The 15644-nt window shown below is 60.9% G+C and carries 16 protein-coding genes and 1 tRNA gene; 7 read left to right on the top strand and 10 right to left on the bottom strand.

The genetic code is table 11. The features are described from left to right. Positions 1 to 21: 21 nt before the first annotated feature. The 5 genes from GXB78_RS03595 to GXB78_RS28075 are packed head-to-tail and all read right to left on the bottom strand — an operon-like array spanning position 22 to position 5243. The gene (locus GXB78_RS03595; RefSeq protein WP_064361688.1) at positions 22 to 726 is read right to left on the bottom strand and encodes an energy transducer TonB family protein; all 705 of its coding nucleotides are present in this window, start codon (positions 724 to 726) and stop codon (positions 22 to 24) included. Positions 727 to 729: 3 nt separating this feature from the next. Then, positions 730 to 1155: an ExbD/TolR family protein gene (locus tag GXB78_RS03590; protein WP_003201710.1), complete on the bottom strand. Its 426-nt coding sequence runs from the start codon at positions 1153 to 1155 to the stop codon at positions 730 to 732. An 11-nt stretch (positions 1156 to 1166) separates the two neighbouring features. Next, the gene (locus GXB78_RS03585; RefSeq protein ID WP_329514288.1) at positions 1167 to 2966 is read right to left on the bottom strand and encodes a DUF2341 domain-containing protein; all 1800 of its coding nucleotides are present in this window, start codon (positions 2964 to 2966) and stop codon (positions 1167 to 1169) included. Between the two features lie 12 nt (positions 2967 to 2978). Next, positions 2979 to 4577 (bottom strand): ShlB/FhaC/HecB family hemolysin secretion/activation protein, encoded by a 1599-nt coding sequence (locus tag GXB78_RS03580; RefSeq protein WP_329514286.1) that lies wholly within the window; start codon positions 4575 to 4577, stop codon positions 2979 to 2981. A 54-nt stretch (positions 4578 to 4631) separates the two neighbouring features. After that, positions 4632 to 5243 carry a transposase gene (locus GXB78_RS28075; protein ID WP_080902524.1) on the bottom strand — a complete coding sequence of 204 codons (612 nt, stop codon included), beginning with the start codon at positions 5241 to 5243 and terminating at the stop codon, positions 4632 to 4634. 1039 nt (positions 5244 to 6282) lie between these two features. Here GXB78_RS28075 and GXB78_RS03570 point away from each other — a divergent pair. The 4 genes from GXB78_RS03570 to GXB78_RS03555 all read left to right on the top strand — a co-directional run bounded on the left by GXB78_RS03570 (position 6283) and on the right by GXB78_RS03555 (position 10432). Beyond that, a complete protein-coding gene (locus GXB78_RS03570; RefSeq protein WP_329514284.1) occupies positions 6283 to 7908 on the top strand; it encodes an NADP-dependent glyceraldehyde-3-phosphate dehydrogenase in 1626 nt (541 codons plus the stop codon). A gap of 104 nt (positions 7909 to 8012) precedes the next feature. After that, positions 8013 to 8369, top strand: a complete 357-nt coding sequence (locus GXB78_RS03565) for a DUF3302 domain-containing protein (protein WP_329514282.1) — start codon at positions 8013 to 8015, stop codon at positions 8367 to 8369. Positions 8370 to 8371: 2 nt separating this feature from the next. Then, complete coding sequence (locus GXB78_RS03560) at positions 8372 to 9331, top strand: HlyD family secretion protein (protein WP_329514280.1); 960 nt, start codon at positions 8372 to 8374, stop codon at positions 9329 to 9331. Positions 9332 to 9391: 60 nt separating this feature from the next. Next, the gene (locus tag GXB78_RS03555; protein ID WP_329514581.1) at positions 9392 to 10432 is read left to right on the top strand and encodes an FUSC family protein; all 1041 of its coding nucleotides are present in this window, start codon (positions 9392 to 9394) and stop codon (positions 10430 to 10432) included. A gap of 3 nt (positions 10433 to 10435) precedes the next feature. On the opposite strand, the gene GXB78_RS03550 is transcribed toward GXB78_RS03555, so the two are convergent. Continuing rightward, positions 10436 to 11329, bottom strand: a complete 894-nt coding sequence (locus GXB78_RS03550; RefSeq protein ID WP_329514278.1) for a DMT family transporter — start codon at positions 11327 to 11329, stop codon at positions 10436 to 10438. A 147-nt stretch (positions 11330 to 11476) separates the two neighbouring features. Here GXB78_RS03550 and GXB78_RS03545 point away from each other — a divergent pair, with 147 nt between their 5' ends. Further along, positions 11477 to 11914: an Lrp/AsnC family transcriptional regulator gene (locus tag GXB78_RS03545; protein ID WP_007955121.1), complete on the top strand. Its 438-nt coding sequence runs from the start codon at positions 11477 to 11479 to the stop codon at positions 11912 to 11914. Positions 11915 to 11972: 58 nt separating this feature from the next. Then, positions 11973 to 12302, top strand: a complete 330-nt coding sequence (locus GXB78_RS03540; protein WP_329514264.1) for a YceK/YidQ family lipoprotein — start codon at positions 11973 to 11975, stop codon at positions 12300 to 12302. Between the two features lie 65 nt (positions 12303 to 12367). Here GXB78_RS03540 and GXB78_RS03535 read toward each other — a convergent pair whose 3' ends face one another. Then, on the bottom strand, positions 12368 to 13039 hold the full coding sequence (locus tag GXB78_RS03535) for a Bax inhibitor-1/YccA family protein (RefSeq protein ID WP_008006561.1): 672 nt from the start codon (positions 13037 to 13039) through the stop codon (positions 12368 to 12370). A gap of 123 nt (positions 13040 to 13162) precedes the next feature. On the opposite strand from GXB78_RS03535, the gene GXB78_RS03530 reads away from it, so the two are divergent. Beyond that, a tRNA-Ser gene (locus GXB78_RS03530) sits at positions 13163 to 13250 on the top strand. A gap of 152 nt (positions 13251 to 13402) precedes the next feature. Here the strand turns inward: GXB78_RS03530 and GXB78_RS03525 are convergent. The 3 genes from GXB78_RS03525 to pstB all read right to left on the bottom strand — a co-directional run bounded on the left by GXB78_RS03525 (position 13403) and on the right by pstB (position 15597). Continuing rightward, the gene (locus tag GXB78_RS03525) at positions 13403 to 14044 is read right to left on the bottom strand and encodes a hypothetical protein (RefSeq protein ID WP_329514262.1); all 642 of its coding nucleotides are present in this window, start codon (positions 14042 to 14044) and stop codon (positions 13403 to 13405) included. After that, positions 14044 to 14742 carry a hypothetical protein gene (locus tag GXB78_RS03520; RefSeq protein WP_329514260.1) on the bottom strand — a complete coding sequence of 233 codons (699 nt, stop codon included), beginning with the start codon at positions 14740 to 14742 and terminating at the stop codon, positions 14044 to 14046. The genes GXB78_RS03525 and GXB78_RS03520 overlap by 1 nt, the downstream gene beginning before the upstream one ends. Before the next feature lie 93 nt (positions 14743 to 14835). Beyond that, positions 14836 to 15597, bottom strand: coding sequence for a phosphate ABC transporter ATP-binding protein PstB (gene pstB / locus GXB78_RS03515; protein ID WP_016774591.1), 762 nt, complete (start codon positions 15595 to 15597; stop codon positions 14836 to 14838). Between the last annotated feature and the right edge of the window lie 47 nt (positions 15598 to 15644).

The following is a 15644-nucleotide window of genomic DNA, read 5'->3' as shown; positions in this document are numbered from 1 at the left end:
GCCGAAGCTTTAAAAGTAGGGTTAACCCGGACGCCGCCCTTGCAGGGACAGGCGCACGGGCAAAGTGATAGAGGCCGGAGGCCGTTCGCTGAGGGCCGGCGCACCGCGTAACGCGGCCAGCACCTGGGTATCGATTTGCGGGTTGCCGCTGGACTTGATCAGCTCGACACGGGTGATCTCGCCGACGCTGCTCAGCCAGACATCGGCCTGCAGCGAGAACGCGAGGTTTCGCAGGTCGGGGTTCTCACGCAGCAAACGCTGGAAAGTGAACGCCAGAAACTGGCTGTACGTGCCCGTACCCAGCCGCCCGCCACCCGCACCGGCCATGCCGCCGCCCTTGCCCGCGCCGATGTTGAAAGCGTCGCTGCCGGCCTGCGCGTCGCCGTCCATTTGCATCGGGTTGGCCAGATCGTCGGCCGGCGATGGCGGTGCCTCTTCCTCAGGCTTGACCTCCTCCGGCTCGGGGGTTGGCTCGGGCTCGACGACTTTTTCTTCCACCGGGGTTTCCGGCTCCGGCGGTTTCTCCGGGGGCGGCGGGGGCGGTGGCGGCAACGGAATGATCGTCGGCACTTTCGGCGCTTCGCGGCGCACGCCGGCCATGTCGTTGGCCCACTGCCAGAGGAACCACGCGGCGAGCGCGCCGACCAGCAATCCGGCGCCCCACTTCACATAGCGCAACGGCGACTTTTTCACGGGCGGCGGCTCGATCGGGAGTTGTGCGGTCATGACTCAGCCCTGACTCGGTTTGCCGGTGACGAGACCGACCTGGGACAGTTCGAGCCGGCGCAGCAGATCCAGCACTTCAATGACTTTCTGGTACTGCACCGTCGCATCGCCACGCACGATCACCGGGAAATCCGGGCTCTGCGCCTTCTCGATACGCAGGCGTTCTTCCAGCTCCGCCAGGGTGACCGGATAGGCATCGAGAAATACCTGGCCGCCGTCGTTGACCGAGATTGCCTTGGTCTTGGCCTCCGACAGCGACACCGAAGCGCTGGCCTTGGGCAGGTTGATCTGGATCCCGGAGACCTGCGCGGTGGCGGTGAGGATGAACATCACCAGCACCACCATCAGCACGTCGACCAGCGGGGTGATGTTGATGCTGTCCACCGCGGCATCGTCGTCATCGTCGTGGGAGGCATTTACGGACGCCATGGCAGTGCTCCTCAGGCCGGTACGGAGTGGTTGGCGTGATGGCCGCGCTGATGCGACGCCTCACTGAACTGACTCTCGCCGTGCATCTCCGCCAGACGGGTGATGAACTCGTCGACGAACACGCGCATGTCGGCGCTGACTTCCTTGTTGCGGGTGATCAGGCGGTTGTAGCCAAACAGCGCCGGGATCGCGACGAACAGGCCCATCGCCGTGGCCAACAGAGCGGCAGCCATACCCGGCGCGATGGCGTTGATGTTGACGTCGCCGGCCATCGCCGTGCCGAGGAACACCACCATGATCCCCAACACTGTGCCGAGCAGGCCGATGTACGGGCCACCGGCGATGGCGTTGGACAGGGTCGAGAGTTTCGAACTCAGTTGCTGGTTTTCGCGGGTGCGCACGCCGTCCATCGAGCAGCGGATGGCTTCGATGGTCGCGGCGGAAACCGACGAGGTATCGGCGCCCTGCTCGCGGCGGGTACGGATCTCCTTGACCGCCACCAGATACAGGCGCCACAGCGACGAATGCTGCAGGCGCTGGGCCAGTTGCGCGTCGTCGGCGAACATTTCCAGACGCGTGCCGACTTTGGCGAACTGCACGCGGAAGTCTTCGTTGGCAGCGGTGACGCGGCTGAGGCTGCGGTTCTTGCGCAGCATGATGATCCACGACTGGAACATCATCAGCACCAGCACGGCAATGATCACCCAGGCGTCGATCGGTACTGCGTTGAGCAGAAAGCCGAGGCTGCCGAAGCCAAACCCGGACTGCTCTTCATCGACGCCGTAAGCCACCAGTTTCGACTCGGCGCCTTGCGAGGTGGCGTCGGCCAGCAACAGCGCAGCGGGACGGGCGACTTTCGACAGGCGCAGTTCATCGATGGCGCCGGCGAATGGCTGAAACGCACCTTCATGCAGATCGGCGCCGATGGCCATGACCGAGTTGAACGCTGGCATCGCCTGAGCCAGTGCAGCGCTCTCGCGACCGTTGATGTAGAGGGTGACTTTCGAGCCCTCGGCAGTCAGCGCGACATGTTGCCATTGCGCCGGCGTCAGCGCTTGTGCGGCAGCGGCGCGCTGGCCGTCGATTTCCACGAATGGCAGGCCCTGGCTGACGCCGATCAGCAGACTTTGCGTGCCTTCGCGCCGAGCCAGGATCAGTTGTTCGCCAGTGGCCTGATCCAGACGCAGCCAGGCACTGAAGGTGAACGCGCTGCCAACGTTGTGTTGCAGCGACGGACTGGCCGGCAGCAACAACGGCTGACCGCTGAGCTGCAACGCACGGCCGACGACGCCATCGATCGCTGTGCCCGTGGCACTTTGCGCGGTGTTGCCGTACGCCGTAGTGTCTTTCGCCGGGGTGCCGGTGGCGCCGTCGAAGTGATAGAGCGCGGTGTAACTCGGATCGAAGGTCAACTGGCCGTTGCCGGTGGCCGGGGCTTTCTGGTTGCCGTAATACATCCAGATGTCCTGGCGCTGGCCGCCCTCGACATTCGGCACATCGACCCAGATCAGCGCCATGCCCATCAGCGCATCGAAGCTTTCGATCTGGTGATTGAGCACGGTTTTGTCATCGGCAGCGACGAAGCGCAGATCCGAGCCGTCCTCTTTCACACCGTCAAAAGTGAAGTTGCCGGTGTGCAGGCGCACCAGCAGCGCGGTGCGGCCGAGGGCCTGATTGATCGCCGCGCCTTGCGGGGTGGTGTCGACGGCAATCTGTTTGCGGTAATGCCAGTCGTCCTGCCACCAGGCCTGGGCCGTGGCCGGGAGCACGAAGCCCAGGCAGATCAACAACGAAAGGAGAAGGCGTTGCATGGACGTGCTCCGTTAGAAAGTGGCTTGAAGGTTGAAGTGCAGGCGCGATTCCTGTTTCGAGGTGTTCGGCCCTTCGAGTAGCGGGTAGCCCCAGTCGAGGCTGCCGGACAGCCATTTGCTCAGACTGGCGCGGGTGCCGAGGCCGACGCTGGCCAGGGCGTAATTGGCGTCCTGGTCCGGCAGTTCGTCGCGCAGGTACAGCTGCGCGCCCTCGGCGAAGGCGTAGAAGCGCCAGTCCTGCATCCACGTGCCGGCAAACTTCGCCAGCGACGGTGTGCGCAATTCCTGGCTGAGCAAGTAGCCGTCATCGGCGGTGCGCTCGGCAGCGAGGTAGCCGCGCACCGAGGTGGCGCCACCGGCGGAGAATTGTTCGTTGGAAACCAGCGGCCCCGAGGCCAGTTGGAACGCCGCTTTGCTCGCGCTCTGCCAATCGTTGTCGAAGGTCCAGGTGTAGTTGGTGTCGCCCTTGAGCACGGCAAAACTCGGCTTGGCGCGGTAGCGTTTGTAGTCGAAATCATCGTCGTCGCTGCCATAGCCGAAGACGCTGCGGGTGGCGGCAACCAGGCTCAGGCCGAGGCCGAGCTGGCTCTTCTCGCTGTAGCGATAACCGTTGTAGGCGAAGGTGAACGGCGCGTATTGCAGCGGCACCTTGTCGCTTTCGCCGGACAGGCTCAGGCGCTCGTCGAAGTCCTTGAAGTCGATGCCGACCGACAGCGAGTTCGACCAGTTGCCGCTCGAGGGCAGCGTGTAGATCGCCGCGACACCATAGGAATGGCCCTTGCCGAGGACGTTGCTGCCGCCGATGGTGGCGACGTTGCTGTCGGACTGGTAACCGGAGAACTGCACGCTCCAGCGCTCGCTCAGCGGCGCGGTGTAGGAACCGGACCAGACCTTGGCGTTGTCGGTTTCCTGCGGCGCGGTGAAGAACGTCAGGTTGACGCTGTGGCCGAGCTGCCACAGGTTGTTGTAGCCGAGGCTGGTGACGCTGCGCAGCTTTTCGGTGTCGGCGCTGTAATCGTTATTGAGGCCGACGCTGGCCGTCCACGGATTTTGGTCTTCAACCTGCAAGTCGACATCCATGGTGCCGGGGCGCTGGCCTTCGCGCACCAGTGGCATCACTTGTCGACCGGGTGTCTTGTTGAGCTGCGCCAGTTCGCCCTGGACCTTGGCGAAGTCCGGCACCTCGCCCTCTTTCAGCGCCGGGACGTTGTCGCGAATGTCCAGCGGCGAATAGTGTTTGGCGCCGACCACACGCACCCGGCCGACCTTGGTTTCGCTGACTTGCAGATAGACGATGCCATCGGCCACGGCCTGCTCGGGCAGCTCGACGAACACCGATTGATAGCCGCGTTCCTGATAGGCCTTCTGCAACGCATCGCGCGCGCCTTCGATGTCGCTCAAGGCTTTCTGCGGGCCGAGAAACGGGTACACCGCTTCTTCGATCGCCCGCGCATCGAGCACGGTGTTGCCGCGCACGAAGTATTCGTTGACGTCGACCAGACGCTGCGCGGCGGGCGCGTCTGTACCCTCCTCGGCCAGCGCCGGCTGCGCGCCTGCCGTCACCAGCAGCCAGCCCCACAGCGCCAGCCGTGACGTGAAAATCCGTTCCACACTACCCCCTGAAATTCGCGATGACCTGTGGGCGTTAGCGCCCGGTGTGTTGCGTCAATTGCTGATCGTTGTGGCGCAGGCGTGCTTGCCCAGCCAGGTGTGCAACAGCGCGAAGTTCAGCGAGAACTCGGGCATTTGCAGCAACGCGCCGCAGAACACTTCGCCGATGATTTTCTGAATCAGCAGCACCGCGCGCGGCTCGTTGAGCAGCGTGGCGATGTCGCGACTGAGGGCGGTGAAACTCCAGACTTTCTGGTTCAGGCCGAGGCCGACGAACCAGCGGAACAGCAGGTTGTAGTTGAGCTGTTCATAGAGTTGCTGTTCGCTGGGCACCGAATACAGCAGTTGCAGGAGCAGGATGTGCATGACCGTTTGCGCGGGAATGAGCATGCCGGGCGCGGCGTTCAGGTCGCGCAGCAGATCCTGGTGAGCGTCGAGCAGATCGTCGATCTGTGGGCGCAACAACACCAGCGAATGGCCCGGCGGAATGTAGCTGGACACTTCTTTCAGAGCGCCCTGCCAGTCCTCCTGCGAGACGATCCAGACCCACGGCGCGCCGTAGCGATACACCGAAACCGGCTTCTTGCGCGCGGCTTCGACGATCTTCGACAGGCGTTGATCGAGCTCCTGCATGCCCACTTTCGAATAGCGTTCCATAGTCCCCATTGCCTCACTCCCGGCGTCCCGCCTCGGCTTGCAAAGTGCGCCCCGAAAGGCCCCTCAAGCGCGTTACACAGGCATGACCGGACTGGCAAAGGGCTACCGAACTTTTGTCATAAAAGCTTCATTACCGAGGGCCATATCGGTTGCGCCGCCCCCCTGTAGGAGCGAGCCTGCTCGCGAAAGCGTTGTGTCAGGCAATGAGGATCTTGGATGTGCCGCCGCCTTCGCGAGCAGGCTCGCTCCCACAGGGGATTTGTGGCTGACCGGGCTTTGTGGTTCGGCACATATCCTGTGGAAGCTGGCTTGCCAGCGATGGCGGTGGCTCAGTCAATGAAGCGGGTGGATGTGCCGACCTCATCGCTGGCAAGCCCGCTCCCACAGGGATTCGGGGTGGAATGCAGATTGGTGGTCACCACAAGACCTGTGTAGGAACGAGCCTGCTCGCGATGGCGTCAGGTCAGCCAACTCATCTGTGACTGACACACCGCAATCGCGAGCAGGCTCACTCCCACAGGGGATTTGTAGCTGACCGGTCTTCGTGGTTCGGCACATATCCTTTGGAAGCTGGCTTGCCAGCGATGGCGGTGGCTCAGTCAATGAAGCGGGTGGATGTGCCGACCTCATCGCTGGCAAGCCCGCTCCCACAGGGATTCGGGGTGGAATGCAGATTGGTGGTCACCACAAGACCTGTGTAGGAACGAGCCTGCTCGCGATGGCGTCAGGTCAGCCAACTCCTCTGTGACTGACACAGCGCTTTCGCGAGCAGGCTCACTCCTACACGGGATTTATGTGTGGCCGGCTCTCCTGGTTGTGCACATGAACCTGTGGGAGCGAGCCTGCTCGCGAAAGCGTTGTGTCAGGCAATGAGGATGTTGGATGTGCCGCCGCCTTCGCGAGCAGGCTCGCTCCCACAGGGTGGACTGTGGTTGCACTGCTGCGTGACATTCGCGTGACATTCACGGGGTTAAATCACAGGGCATTCAGGCGTATAACCTGTAGAGACTTTTTGATCTGCGTGCAGACATCAACACAGGGTAGTGACATGACCACAGCAAATATCCTTGGCAACCTGTTCCCTTCTGTCAGCGACATCCCGGAAAAATACCGTCTCGACGTTCAGGTCGAGCAACGCGAATATCTGGTCGATGGCCAATTGCGTCGCTGGGATGGCCCGCTCGCGCAGGTGCGCAGCCCGGTTTATCTGAAAGGCGAAAACGGCGAAGAACAGGTGATCCTCGGCAGCACGCCGCTGCTGGATGCCGACACCGCACTCACCGCCCTTGACGCCGCCGTCCGCGCCTACGACCGGGGCCAGGGGCTGTGGCCGACCATGCGCGTCGCCGAGCGCATCCAGCATATCGAAGCGTTTCTCGGCCGCATGCGTGAGCAGCGCGAAGCCGTGGTCAAGCTGCTGATGTGGGAGATCGGCAAAAACCTCAAGGACTCGGAAAAAGAGTTCGATCGCACCTGCGATTACATCGTCGACACCATCAATGCCCTGAAAGAACTCGATCGCCGCTCCAGCCGCTTCGAGCTGGAGCAGGACACCCTCGGCCAGATCCGCCGCGTACCGCTCGGCGTCGCACTGTGCATGGGCCCTTACAACTATCCCCTGAACGAAACCTTCACCACGCTGATCCCGGCGCTGATCATGGGCAACACTGTGGTGTTCAAACCGGCCAAGCTCGGCGTGCTGCTGATTCGGCCGTTGCTCGAAGCCTTCCGCGACAGCTTCCCCAGCGGCGTGATCAACGTGATCTACGGCAGCGGCCGCGAGACTGTCAGCGCGCTGATGGCCAGCGGCAAGATCGACATCTTCGCTTTCATCGGCACCAATAAGGCCGCCAGCGACCTGAAGAAGCTGCACCCGAAACCACACCGTTTGCGCGCCGCTCTCGGTCTGGATGCGAAGAACCCTGGCATCGTCTTGCCCGAAGTCGATCTCGACAACGCCGTCAGCGAAGCGGTCACCGGCTCACTGTCGTTCAATGGTCAGCGCTGCACCGCACTGAAAATCCTCTTCGTGCATGAAGACGTGGTCGACAGCTTCATCGAGAAATTCAACGCCAAACTGGCCACGCTGAAACCGGGCATGCCGTGGGACAGCGGTGTTTCGCTGACGCCGCTGCCGGAATCCGGCAAGGTGGATTATCTGCACGGTCTGGTGGCAGATGCGCAGGGCAAGGGTGCGCAAGTGGTCAACCCGAATGGCGGCGAATCCCACGCGTCGTTCTTCTACCCGGCCGTGCTGTATCCGGTGAACCCGCAGATGCGCGTGTATCAGGAAGAACAGTTCGGCCCGGTCGTGCCCATCGTGCCCTACCGCCACCTCGATACCGTGATCGACTACGTGCTGGAATCCGATTTCGGCCAGCAACTGAGCATCTTCGGCACCAACCCGGTGGCGGTCGGGCGCCTGGTCGACACCTTCGCCAATCAGGTCGGCCGAATCAACCTCAACGCCCAGTGCCAGCGCGGTCCGGACACTTACCCGTTCAACGGCCGCAAGAATTCCGCCGAAGGCACGCTCTCGGTCCACGATGCCTTGCGGGTGTTCTCGATCCGCACGCTGGTGGCGACCAAATTCCAGGAGAGCAACAAGGATCTGATCAGCGAGATCATTCGCGGGCGGGATTCGAGCTTCCTGACCACCGATTACATCTTCTGATCGAACACAGGCAGGGTTGGATAATCCTGCTCGATAGCGGCCGCCTCCCGGCGTTTCAGTGTCTACACTGAGCCCAGCATTGCTGGATGCCCGGGAGGCTGACCATGCTCGATTACTTCGCGTTGGGTCTTTTGGTGTTTGTCGGTCTCGTGCTGTTTTACGGGATCATCGTGTTGCATGACATCCCGTACGAGATCGCCGTCCACCGCAACCACCCGCATCAAGACGCGATCCATGCCACTGGCTGGGTCAGCCTGTTTACCCTGCATGCGCTCTGGCCGTTTCTGTGGATCTGGGCGATGGCCTATCGCGAGGACCGCGGCTGGGGTTTCGGTGATGGCAAACCGGTGCAAAACCATGTCATCCGGCTGGAGCAGCAAGTGCTGGAGCTGCAGGGCCGTATCGAGCGACTCGAAGCGCAGTCGCCGGTAGCACCCGATTCCGACAGCCGGGGGATCTGAGCATGGATCTGCTGCTCATCCTCACTTACGCCGCTTTCTGCGTCGCCCTGTTCAAGATCTTCCGCATTCCGCTGAACAAGTGGACGGTGCCCACGGCGGTTCTGGGTGGCGTGCTGATCATCGGCGCGCTGATTTTCACCATGAACTACAACCATCCCTATTCCGAGGTGGCGCGCTCCTACTTTGTTTCGGTGCCGGTGATTCCGATCGTCAGCGGCCAGGTTATCGATGTGCCGGTAAAGGGCAACGAACCCCTGGAAAAAGGCGACGTGCTGTTTCGCATCGACCCCACGCCTTTTCACAACCGGCTCAAGTCACTCAAGGCGCAGCTGGTAGCCGCCAAGGGCGATCGCTATCGCATCACCGAACTGATTCGCCGCAACTTCGGCACCCAGCGTGAACTGGACGCGGCCATCGCTCGCACCGACGATCTGCAGGCGCAACTGGACAACGCCCAGTTCGAGCTGGACAACACCGTGGTGCGGGCGCCGAGCAAAGGCTTTGTCACCCACGTGTCGCTGCGCCCGGGGATGATGGCGAGCAAGCTGCCGCTGCGCCCGTCGATGGTGTTTATTCCCCAGGAAGGTCAGTATTTTGCCGCGTGGATGCGTCAGAACAGTTTATTGCGCCTGACTGTGGGTGATGAGGCCGAGGTGGCGTTCGATGGCATTCCCGGCAAGGTCTTCGCCGGGCGAGTGAAAAGCGTCATTGGTGTGATTGCCGAGGGCCAGGTGCAACCGTCGGGTACGCTGATCAGCTACACCGGCTCGCCCCCGGCGGGACGGGTGCCGGTGATCATTGAGATAACTGACCCTGCATTCGCCGAATACAGTTCGCTGATGCCGGGCGGCGCCTATGGGCAGGCGGCGTTGTACAGTCAGCACTTTCATCACATCGGCGCGATGCGCAAAATCCTGCTGCGCATGTCGGCCTGGATGAATTACATTTTCCCCTTCCATTGATTGGCTGATCGACACGCGAGGTTCGCACTGACTACTTACAGCACCCACCGCCTGCCACCGCTGCTGCGCCGAATCCTGCGTCCGTTACTGGACCCGTATCGGCGCTACCGTCACGCCCGATTGATCCATTGCGTGCGGGTGGCGTTGGGGTTGTTGGCGACGATTCTGCTGACCACCGGCATCAACCTGCCCCACGGTGAATGGGCATCGGTGACCATGCTGGTGGTGATCGGCGGTTTGCAGCACCACGGCAATATCGGCAAGAAAGCCGCCGAGCGCGCCATCGGCACCTTGATCGGTGCAGGGGTCGGATTGGCGTTGGTGGCGCAACATGCGTGGCTGGGCATGCCGTGGCTGACGTATTTTTCCATGGCCGTAGTGTGTGGCTTTTTCTCGTATCACGCGATCGGCAAGGGTGGCTACACCGCCCTGCTCTCGGCCATCACCGTGTTCATTGTCGCCGGGCATGGCGATAACCCGATCACCGATGGCTTGTGGCGCGGTGTCGACATCCTGATCGGCATTGCCCTCGCCCTGGCCTTTTCCTTCGCCCTGCCGCTGTACGCGGTCTACTCGTGGCGCTACAACCTTGCCGATGCCTTGCGCGATTGCGCCACGGTGTACGGGCGCATCATCAACGGTGAAGCGGTCAGCGCCGACGAACATGTGCGGCTGATGAGCAAAGTCGGCGCGGTGATGGTGCAATTACGCTCGCTGATGCCGTCGGTGTCCAAGGAAGTGAAAATCTCCATGACCGAGCTCGACGCCATTCAGCGCAACCTGCGCATGTGCATCAGCACCCTGGAAATCCTCGGCAATATCCGCCCCAACGTCAGCGACCCTCAGGCCACCGCACATTTGCAAACGGCGCTGAAGGCTGAGCACCGGCAGATTCGTGTGCAACTGATCGGCATGGCCCGCGCATTGAAAACCGGCGCCTCGCAGCGGCTGGAGCGGCCGATGGAGCTGCCGGCTGCGGACCTGGATGCGCCGGTTGCCAATACGCTGGACGGCTACCGGATGTTGACCCGGCAACTGGCGGCCAACATCAGCGAAATGCGCCAGCGTCTGGCGGCCACCGCGCCGCGCTGGAACATCTGAACGTTACTGCGCCGCCAGCCGCCGGGCTTTCCAGCCCCAGCCTTGTTGCATGCCGGCGGCGGCGAGCAGGATCGCCGCCACACCGATCCACTGCAGCAATTGGAGGCGATGGCCGAAGGCGAACCAGTCAACAAAGATCGCCGCAATCGGATAAATGAAAGACAGTGCGCCGGTGAGTGCGGTCGGCAGTTTTTGAATCGCGCCATATAGCAAGACGTACATCAGACCAGTGTGAACGATGCCCAATGTCACCAGACTGGCCCAGGCGTCGGCACCTTGAGGCAGCGCATCGAAGTGGGCGAACGGCGCGAGCAACAATACGCCAGTGCAGACCTGAATCAGCGCGATCAGGTGCGGTGGCGTGCCGGTCAGGCGCTTGATGATCAACGCGGCAATCGCATACAGAAACGCCGCACCCAGGGCGAAAGCAATCCCCAGCAAATAATCGTTACCGCTCTCCCCTTGAGTGCCATGCGCGCTGACGATTGCCAGCATGCCCATGAAGGAGACCGCCAACCAGAACAGCTTCTGCAAGGTGATTTTTTCGCCAAGAAACAAGGCCGCCAGACCGACCAGCATGAACGGCTGCACGTTATAGACCGCCGTGCCAATGGCAATCGAGGCGCGGGAATACGACGCGAACAGCAACACCCAATTACCAACAATCGCCATTCCGCTGAGCACCGCCAGCAAAAACGTCGTGCGGGTCAGAATCCCTGGGCGCAGGAAACCGAACGCGGCGCAGATCAACAACAAGGTGCCGGCGCCGAACACGCAGCGCCAGAACACCACGTCCAGCACCGGTTGCCCGGACACCAGCACAAACCAGCCGATCGTCCCGGATATCAGCATGGCGGCGGTCATTTCCAGCGAGCCGCGGCGGATTGCGTTGTCCATCATTTTGCTCCTGGGCTAGGGTGAAGCATGGCCAAAGTATGCCAATCACCGGACGGGCTGCTCCAGTGCATAAAGCAGGCTAAACTTGGTTTTTGCCTTTTTTATCGCAGGTGCTTCGCACGTTTTGCCTAATTGAGGATTTTGTACATGACTGATGATATCGACCAGATCCTCATCGGCGCGCTGATGGAAGATTCGCGGCGTTCGCTTAAAGCGCTGGCGCAGATCAGCGGTTTGTCGTCGCCGAGCGTGGCCGAGCGACTGCGGCGCCTGGAAGAGCGCGGCGTGCTCAAAGGCTACACGGTGGAGATCGATCCGAAGTGCTTCGGCTATCAGTTACAGGCGATCGTCCGGGTGCGGCCGCTGCCGGGGCAATTGCAGGAGGTGGAGCGGCAGATCATGTCGATTCCGGAGTTCACCGAGTGCGACAAGGTCACCGGGGAAGACTGCTTTATCGCCCGCCTGCATGTGCGCTCGATGGAGCAACTTGACACCCTGCTCGATCGCCTGAATACGCTGGCGGAAACCAACACGGCGATCGTCAAGAAGACCCCGGTCAAACGACGCCTGCCACCGATGGCGTAGGTGCCTTTTGCGTCTGGTCGGCGTAGATTGTGGTTTTTCGCAGCTAAGGAATGGCGGTATGAAAATTCAGGTAATGACGCTGGCGGCCCTGCTGCTCGGCGGTTGCGGCACGATTCAGACCGTGGCGCGCAACGATCAGGCAGCCGTGGACGGACTCAAGGAGCAAAAGAGTTACTGCGGCGCAGTGCCGAGAATCTACAGCGGCCTCGCCTATGATTTCTGCACGCTGAACGCACCACTGGCCTCAGGCATCGATCCCGATGACCACCGCAACGCCGCCATTCCGGTGGTGCTTGTGGACGCCGTGGTGTCCGGCGCGCTCGACACTTTGCTGCTGCCCTACACGATCTACCGTCAACAAGTGGATGGCAGCATCGTCATCAATTGAGCTTCCACTTTTCTCCAGACAATAAAAAACCCGCCGAAGCGGGTTTTTTATTTCAGCCTTGAAGATCAGTCGTCGCGGCTCATGATGCCGAACAGTTGCAGCAGGCTGACGAACAGGTTGTAGATCGATACATACAGGCTGATGGTCGCCATGATGTAGTTGCGCTCGCCGCCGTGGATGATCGCGCTGGTCTGGAACAGAATGCAGACCGACGAGAACAGCACGAAGCCGGCGCTGATCGCCAGTTGCAGGCCGCTGATCTGGAAGAAGAAGCTCGCCAGCGTAGCGCCCAGCAGGACAAAGAAACCGGCGGTGATGAAACCACCGAGGAAGCTCATGTCCTTGCGGGTGATCAGCACGTAGGCCGACAGACCACCGAACACCAGCGCGGTCATGGCGAATGCCGAGCTGACCACTTCAGCGCCGCCCTGCATGCCCAGGTAACGGTTGAGGATCGGGCCGAGCAGGAAACCCATGAAACCGGTCAACGCGAAGGCGGACACCAGGCCCCACGCGGAATCACGGAGTTTGTTGGTGAGGAAGAACAGCCCGTAGAAGCCGATCAGCACCACGAAAATGTTCGGGTAGCCGACACGCATCTGCTGGGCTACGAAGGCCATCACACCGCTGAATGCGAGGGTCAGAGCCAAGAGACCATAAGTGTTGCGCAGGACGCGGCTAACCTCTAGCTGCTCAGCCTGCACGCTGTTATTAACTGCGTAATCCTGTTCGCGCATGGCGACACTCCTGTTGGTTTGAAACGTTCAGTCGCAAAGATCATAACAGACGCTCTGTAACAAGCCATGCAGAGAGTTTGACAGTGTGTTTCATTCAGGTATTATGGCGCCCGCAACGCAAACGGAGGTGTGGCCGAGTGGTTTAAGGCAACGGTCTTGAAAACCGTCGACTGTAACAGGTCCATGAGTTCGAATCCCATCGCCTCCGCCATATTTGATACGACAAAGCCCTGATTATTCAGGGCTTTGTCGTTTCTGCGGGACACGTTTTGCAGCGTATCGTCTCAGCATCTTTTCAGTCGTTCACAGCAGCGCCTCGCATGTCGGAGGCTCTACCGTCCTGATAGCGGATGATGCAGTCGCTTAACCAAGCGGCTCGAAGAATGCGCCCGCCCGGTGTTGCACCGGCTGTTCAGGTCGGCGCATTTGCTGCCAGGCGAGCTGCGCCTGGACTACAGCCACTGAATCGAGGACTTTCTGCGCCCAGCGATCATCCTCGGGATGCACCACGACCACCCGGAAGCCATGATCCTTGCCTTCAATCTGCACGCCTTCCGAATCATCGACATGCAAGTCGATATCGAACGCTGGCGGATACTTGGAAGGCGCATTCGACATCCCGTGCGCCGTCAGGGCACGGTTGTGCAGCACGCTGTTGACCACGCCGTCGACGCGGATGCCGTACAGCGCCAGCCAACGCCTGATATAGGACGGCGTGCGCCCGGACGACGTGTAGACCCAGACACTGCAGTCCTGGCGGCGCAGCTCGCGGATCAGCGAGCGCGTGCCCATACGCAACGGCTCACCCAACCAGCGATGGATACAGGCCGGCAGTCGACTTTTCTCGACTGCGCAGTGGTGGAGCTGGCAAGCGAGCGTGTCATCGATATCGAACGAAATTCGTATGCGCTGACGCTCGAACAGCTGCGGCAGAGCGCAGCGGATGACCTGCCCTGCCCGGCTGACGAGGATTTTGCATCTGGCAAACGCCGGGGCCCAGCTCATCAATGGCCACCTTGAGAGAGTGGTAACGGCTTGTCTTTGAGAAAGAACTTCATTGGATCGGGTGCCTGTTCTTCTAGAAATGCTGCGTATTTTTTCTTGATCTTGGGCAATTCGTACAACGCCTTGACGCCATGCTTGGCGGAGTTGCGGATGACCGAGGACGGATTGAAGTAGCCCTCGGCGTTTTCCAGCGTCAGCACGAACGGAGGCAGTCCCGCCCGCATGAGCAGGTAGCTGACGATGAGCGAGCCACTGCGGTTATTGCCTTCGATAAACAGCTGCGGCTTGCTCAGAATGCGTACATAGACCCCCGCAGCACGCTTCCAGACCGATTCACTGCGATACGCGCAATACCAGTTGTACAAGTCCTTGATGCCGCCCTCGACATTGTTGAAGAAGTGCGCCTCGGTGGCTGCCAGATGCTGGGCGTATTCCAGACGGCGCGCCGGATCCCGGCCACACAGCACCGTGGCATTGATCTCGAGCATCAGGTTCAGTTGCTGCAGATCGAACAGGTCGATGCCGCGGGCAACATATTCGTCAACCAACGCATAACCTTCAAGCACATTGTTCAGGACTTCGTCAGTCAATGGATCACGCGGCTCGGTGAAGTGCCGGCTGAGCTCGGCGAAACGGCTCTGCACGTCACGCAGTGCGCGTTCAATCGCAGGCAGATCAAGACGGTGCTTGGCAGGCATTGGAGCTCCTTGGAAACGCTTGATAAATGTCCACCGGTGCCCGCCAAATCCATTTGGCTTGTGCAGGTAGGCGGCTGTGACCGGTGTTGAGGCTTAGCTGAATTTGCCGCTGATATAATCGCCGGTCATCTGTTCACGCGGATTGTCAAAGATCTGCGCCGTCGGGCCCATTTCGACCAGATAGCCAGTGCGCGTGCCCTGGGAAATATCCACCGAGAAAAACGCCGTGGTGTCAGCAACACGGATGGCCTGCTGCATGTTGTGGGTGACCAGCGCGATGGTGTAATCCTTCTTCAACTCGACCATCAATTCTTCGACCCGTCGGGTAGCGATCGGATCGAGTGCCGAACAAGGCTCATCCAGCAGCAGGACTTCAGGCTCGGTGGCGATTGCACGAGCGATACACAGGCGTTGTTGCTGACCACCGGAGAGCGACAGGCCGCTGACCTTGAGCTTGTCCTTGACTTCATCCCACAGCGCGGCGCCTTGCAGCGCATGCTTGACGCGGTCACCGATATCGCCCTTGTAGCGATTGAGGCGCAGACCGAACGCAACGTTGTCGAAGATGCTCATCGAAAACGGGTTTGGCTGCTGAAATACCATGCCGATGTAGCGGCGTACGACCACCGGATCGACACCCTTTCCGTAGACGTCTTGCCCGAGGAAATGCACATGGCCCTCGAAACGAAATCCTTTCACCAGATCGTTCATCCGGTTGAGGCTACGCAGTACGGTGCTCTTGCCGCAGCCTGAAGGACCGATGAAGCCGGTGATCTTGTTTTTCTCGATCGGTACGTGACTGTCACGTACCGCCATGAAGTTGCCGTAGAAAATCTTGTCCAGTTTGCAGTCCATGACTACAGGTGCCTGGGTGACAAACGGAGCGGCTATTTGCGCAGTGG

This window comes from Pseudomonas moraviensis subsp. stanleyae, from assembly GCF_036283065.1.
Taxonomy (GTDB): domain Bacteria; phylum Pseudomonadota; class Gammaproteobacteria; order Pseudomonadales; family Pseudomonadaceae; genus Aquipseudomonas; species Aquipseudomonas stanleyae.
This window is presented reverse-complemented; position numbering and strand designations above follow the sequence as displayed.

Bases quoted from the DNA above. Each gene is read 5' to 3' on its own strand.
- GXB78_RS03595 (WP_064361688.1), bottom strand. From the start codon at position 726: ATGACCGCACAACTCCCGATCGAGCCGCCGCCCGTGAAAAAGTCGCCG.
- GXB78_RS03590 (WP_003201710.1), bottom strand. From the start codon at position 1,155: ATGGCGTCCGTAAATGCCTCCCACGACGATGACGACGATGCCGCGGTG.
- GXB78_RS03585 (WP_329514288.1), bottom strand. From the start codon at position 2,966: ATGCAACGCCTTCTCCTTTCGTTGTTGATCTGCCTGGGCTTCGTGCTC.
- GXB78_RS28075 (WP_080902524.1), bottom strand. From the start codon at position 5,243: ATGGGGACTATGGAACGCTATTCGAAAGTGGGCATGCAGGAGCTCGAT.
- GXB78_RS03570 (WP_329514284.1), top strand. From the start codon at position 6,283: ATGACCACAGCAAATATCCTTGGCAACCTGTTCCCTTCTGTCAGCGAC.
- GXB78_RS03565 (WP_329514282.1), top strand. From the start codon at position 8,013: ATGCTCGATTACTTCGCGTTGGGTCTTTTGGTGTTTGTCGGTCTCGTG.
- GXB78_RS03560 (WP_329514280.1), top strand. From the start codon at position 8,372: ATGGATCTGCTGCTCATCCTCACTTACGCCGCTTTCTGCGTCGCCCTG.
- GXB78_RS03550 (WP_329514278.1), bottom strand. From the start codon at position 11,329: ATGGACAACGCAATCCGCCGCGGCTCGCTGGAAATGACCGCCGCCATG.
- GXB78_RS03545 (WP_007955121.1), top strand. From the start codon at position 11,477: ATGACTGATGATATCGACCAGATCCTCATCGGCGCGCTGATGGAAGAT.
- GXB78_RS03540 (WP_329514264.1), top strand. From the start codon at position 11,973: ATGAAAATTCAGGTAATGACGCTGGCGGCCCTGCTGCTCGGCGGTTGC.
- GXB78_RS03535 (WP_008006561.1), bottom strand. From the start codon at position 13,039: ATGCGCGAACAGGATTACGCAGTTAATAACAGCGTGCAGGCTGAGCAG.
- GXB78_RS03525 (WP_329514262.1), bottom strand. From the start codon at position 14,044: ATGAGCTGGGCCCCGGCGTTTGCCAGATGCAAAATCCTCGTCAGCCGG.
- GXB78_RS03520 (WP_329514260.1), bottom strand. From the start codon at position 14,742: ATGCCTGCCAAGCACCGTCTTGATCTGCCTGCGATTGAACGCGCACTG.
- pstB (WP_016774591.1), bottom strand. From the start codon at position 15,597: ATGGACTGCAAACTGGACAAGATTTTCTACGGCAACTTCATGGCGGTA.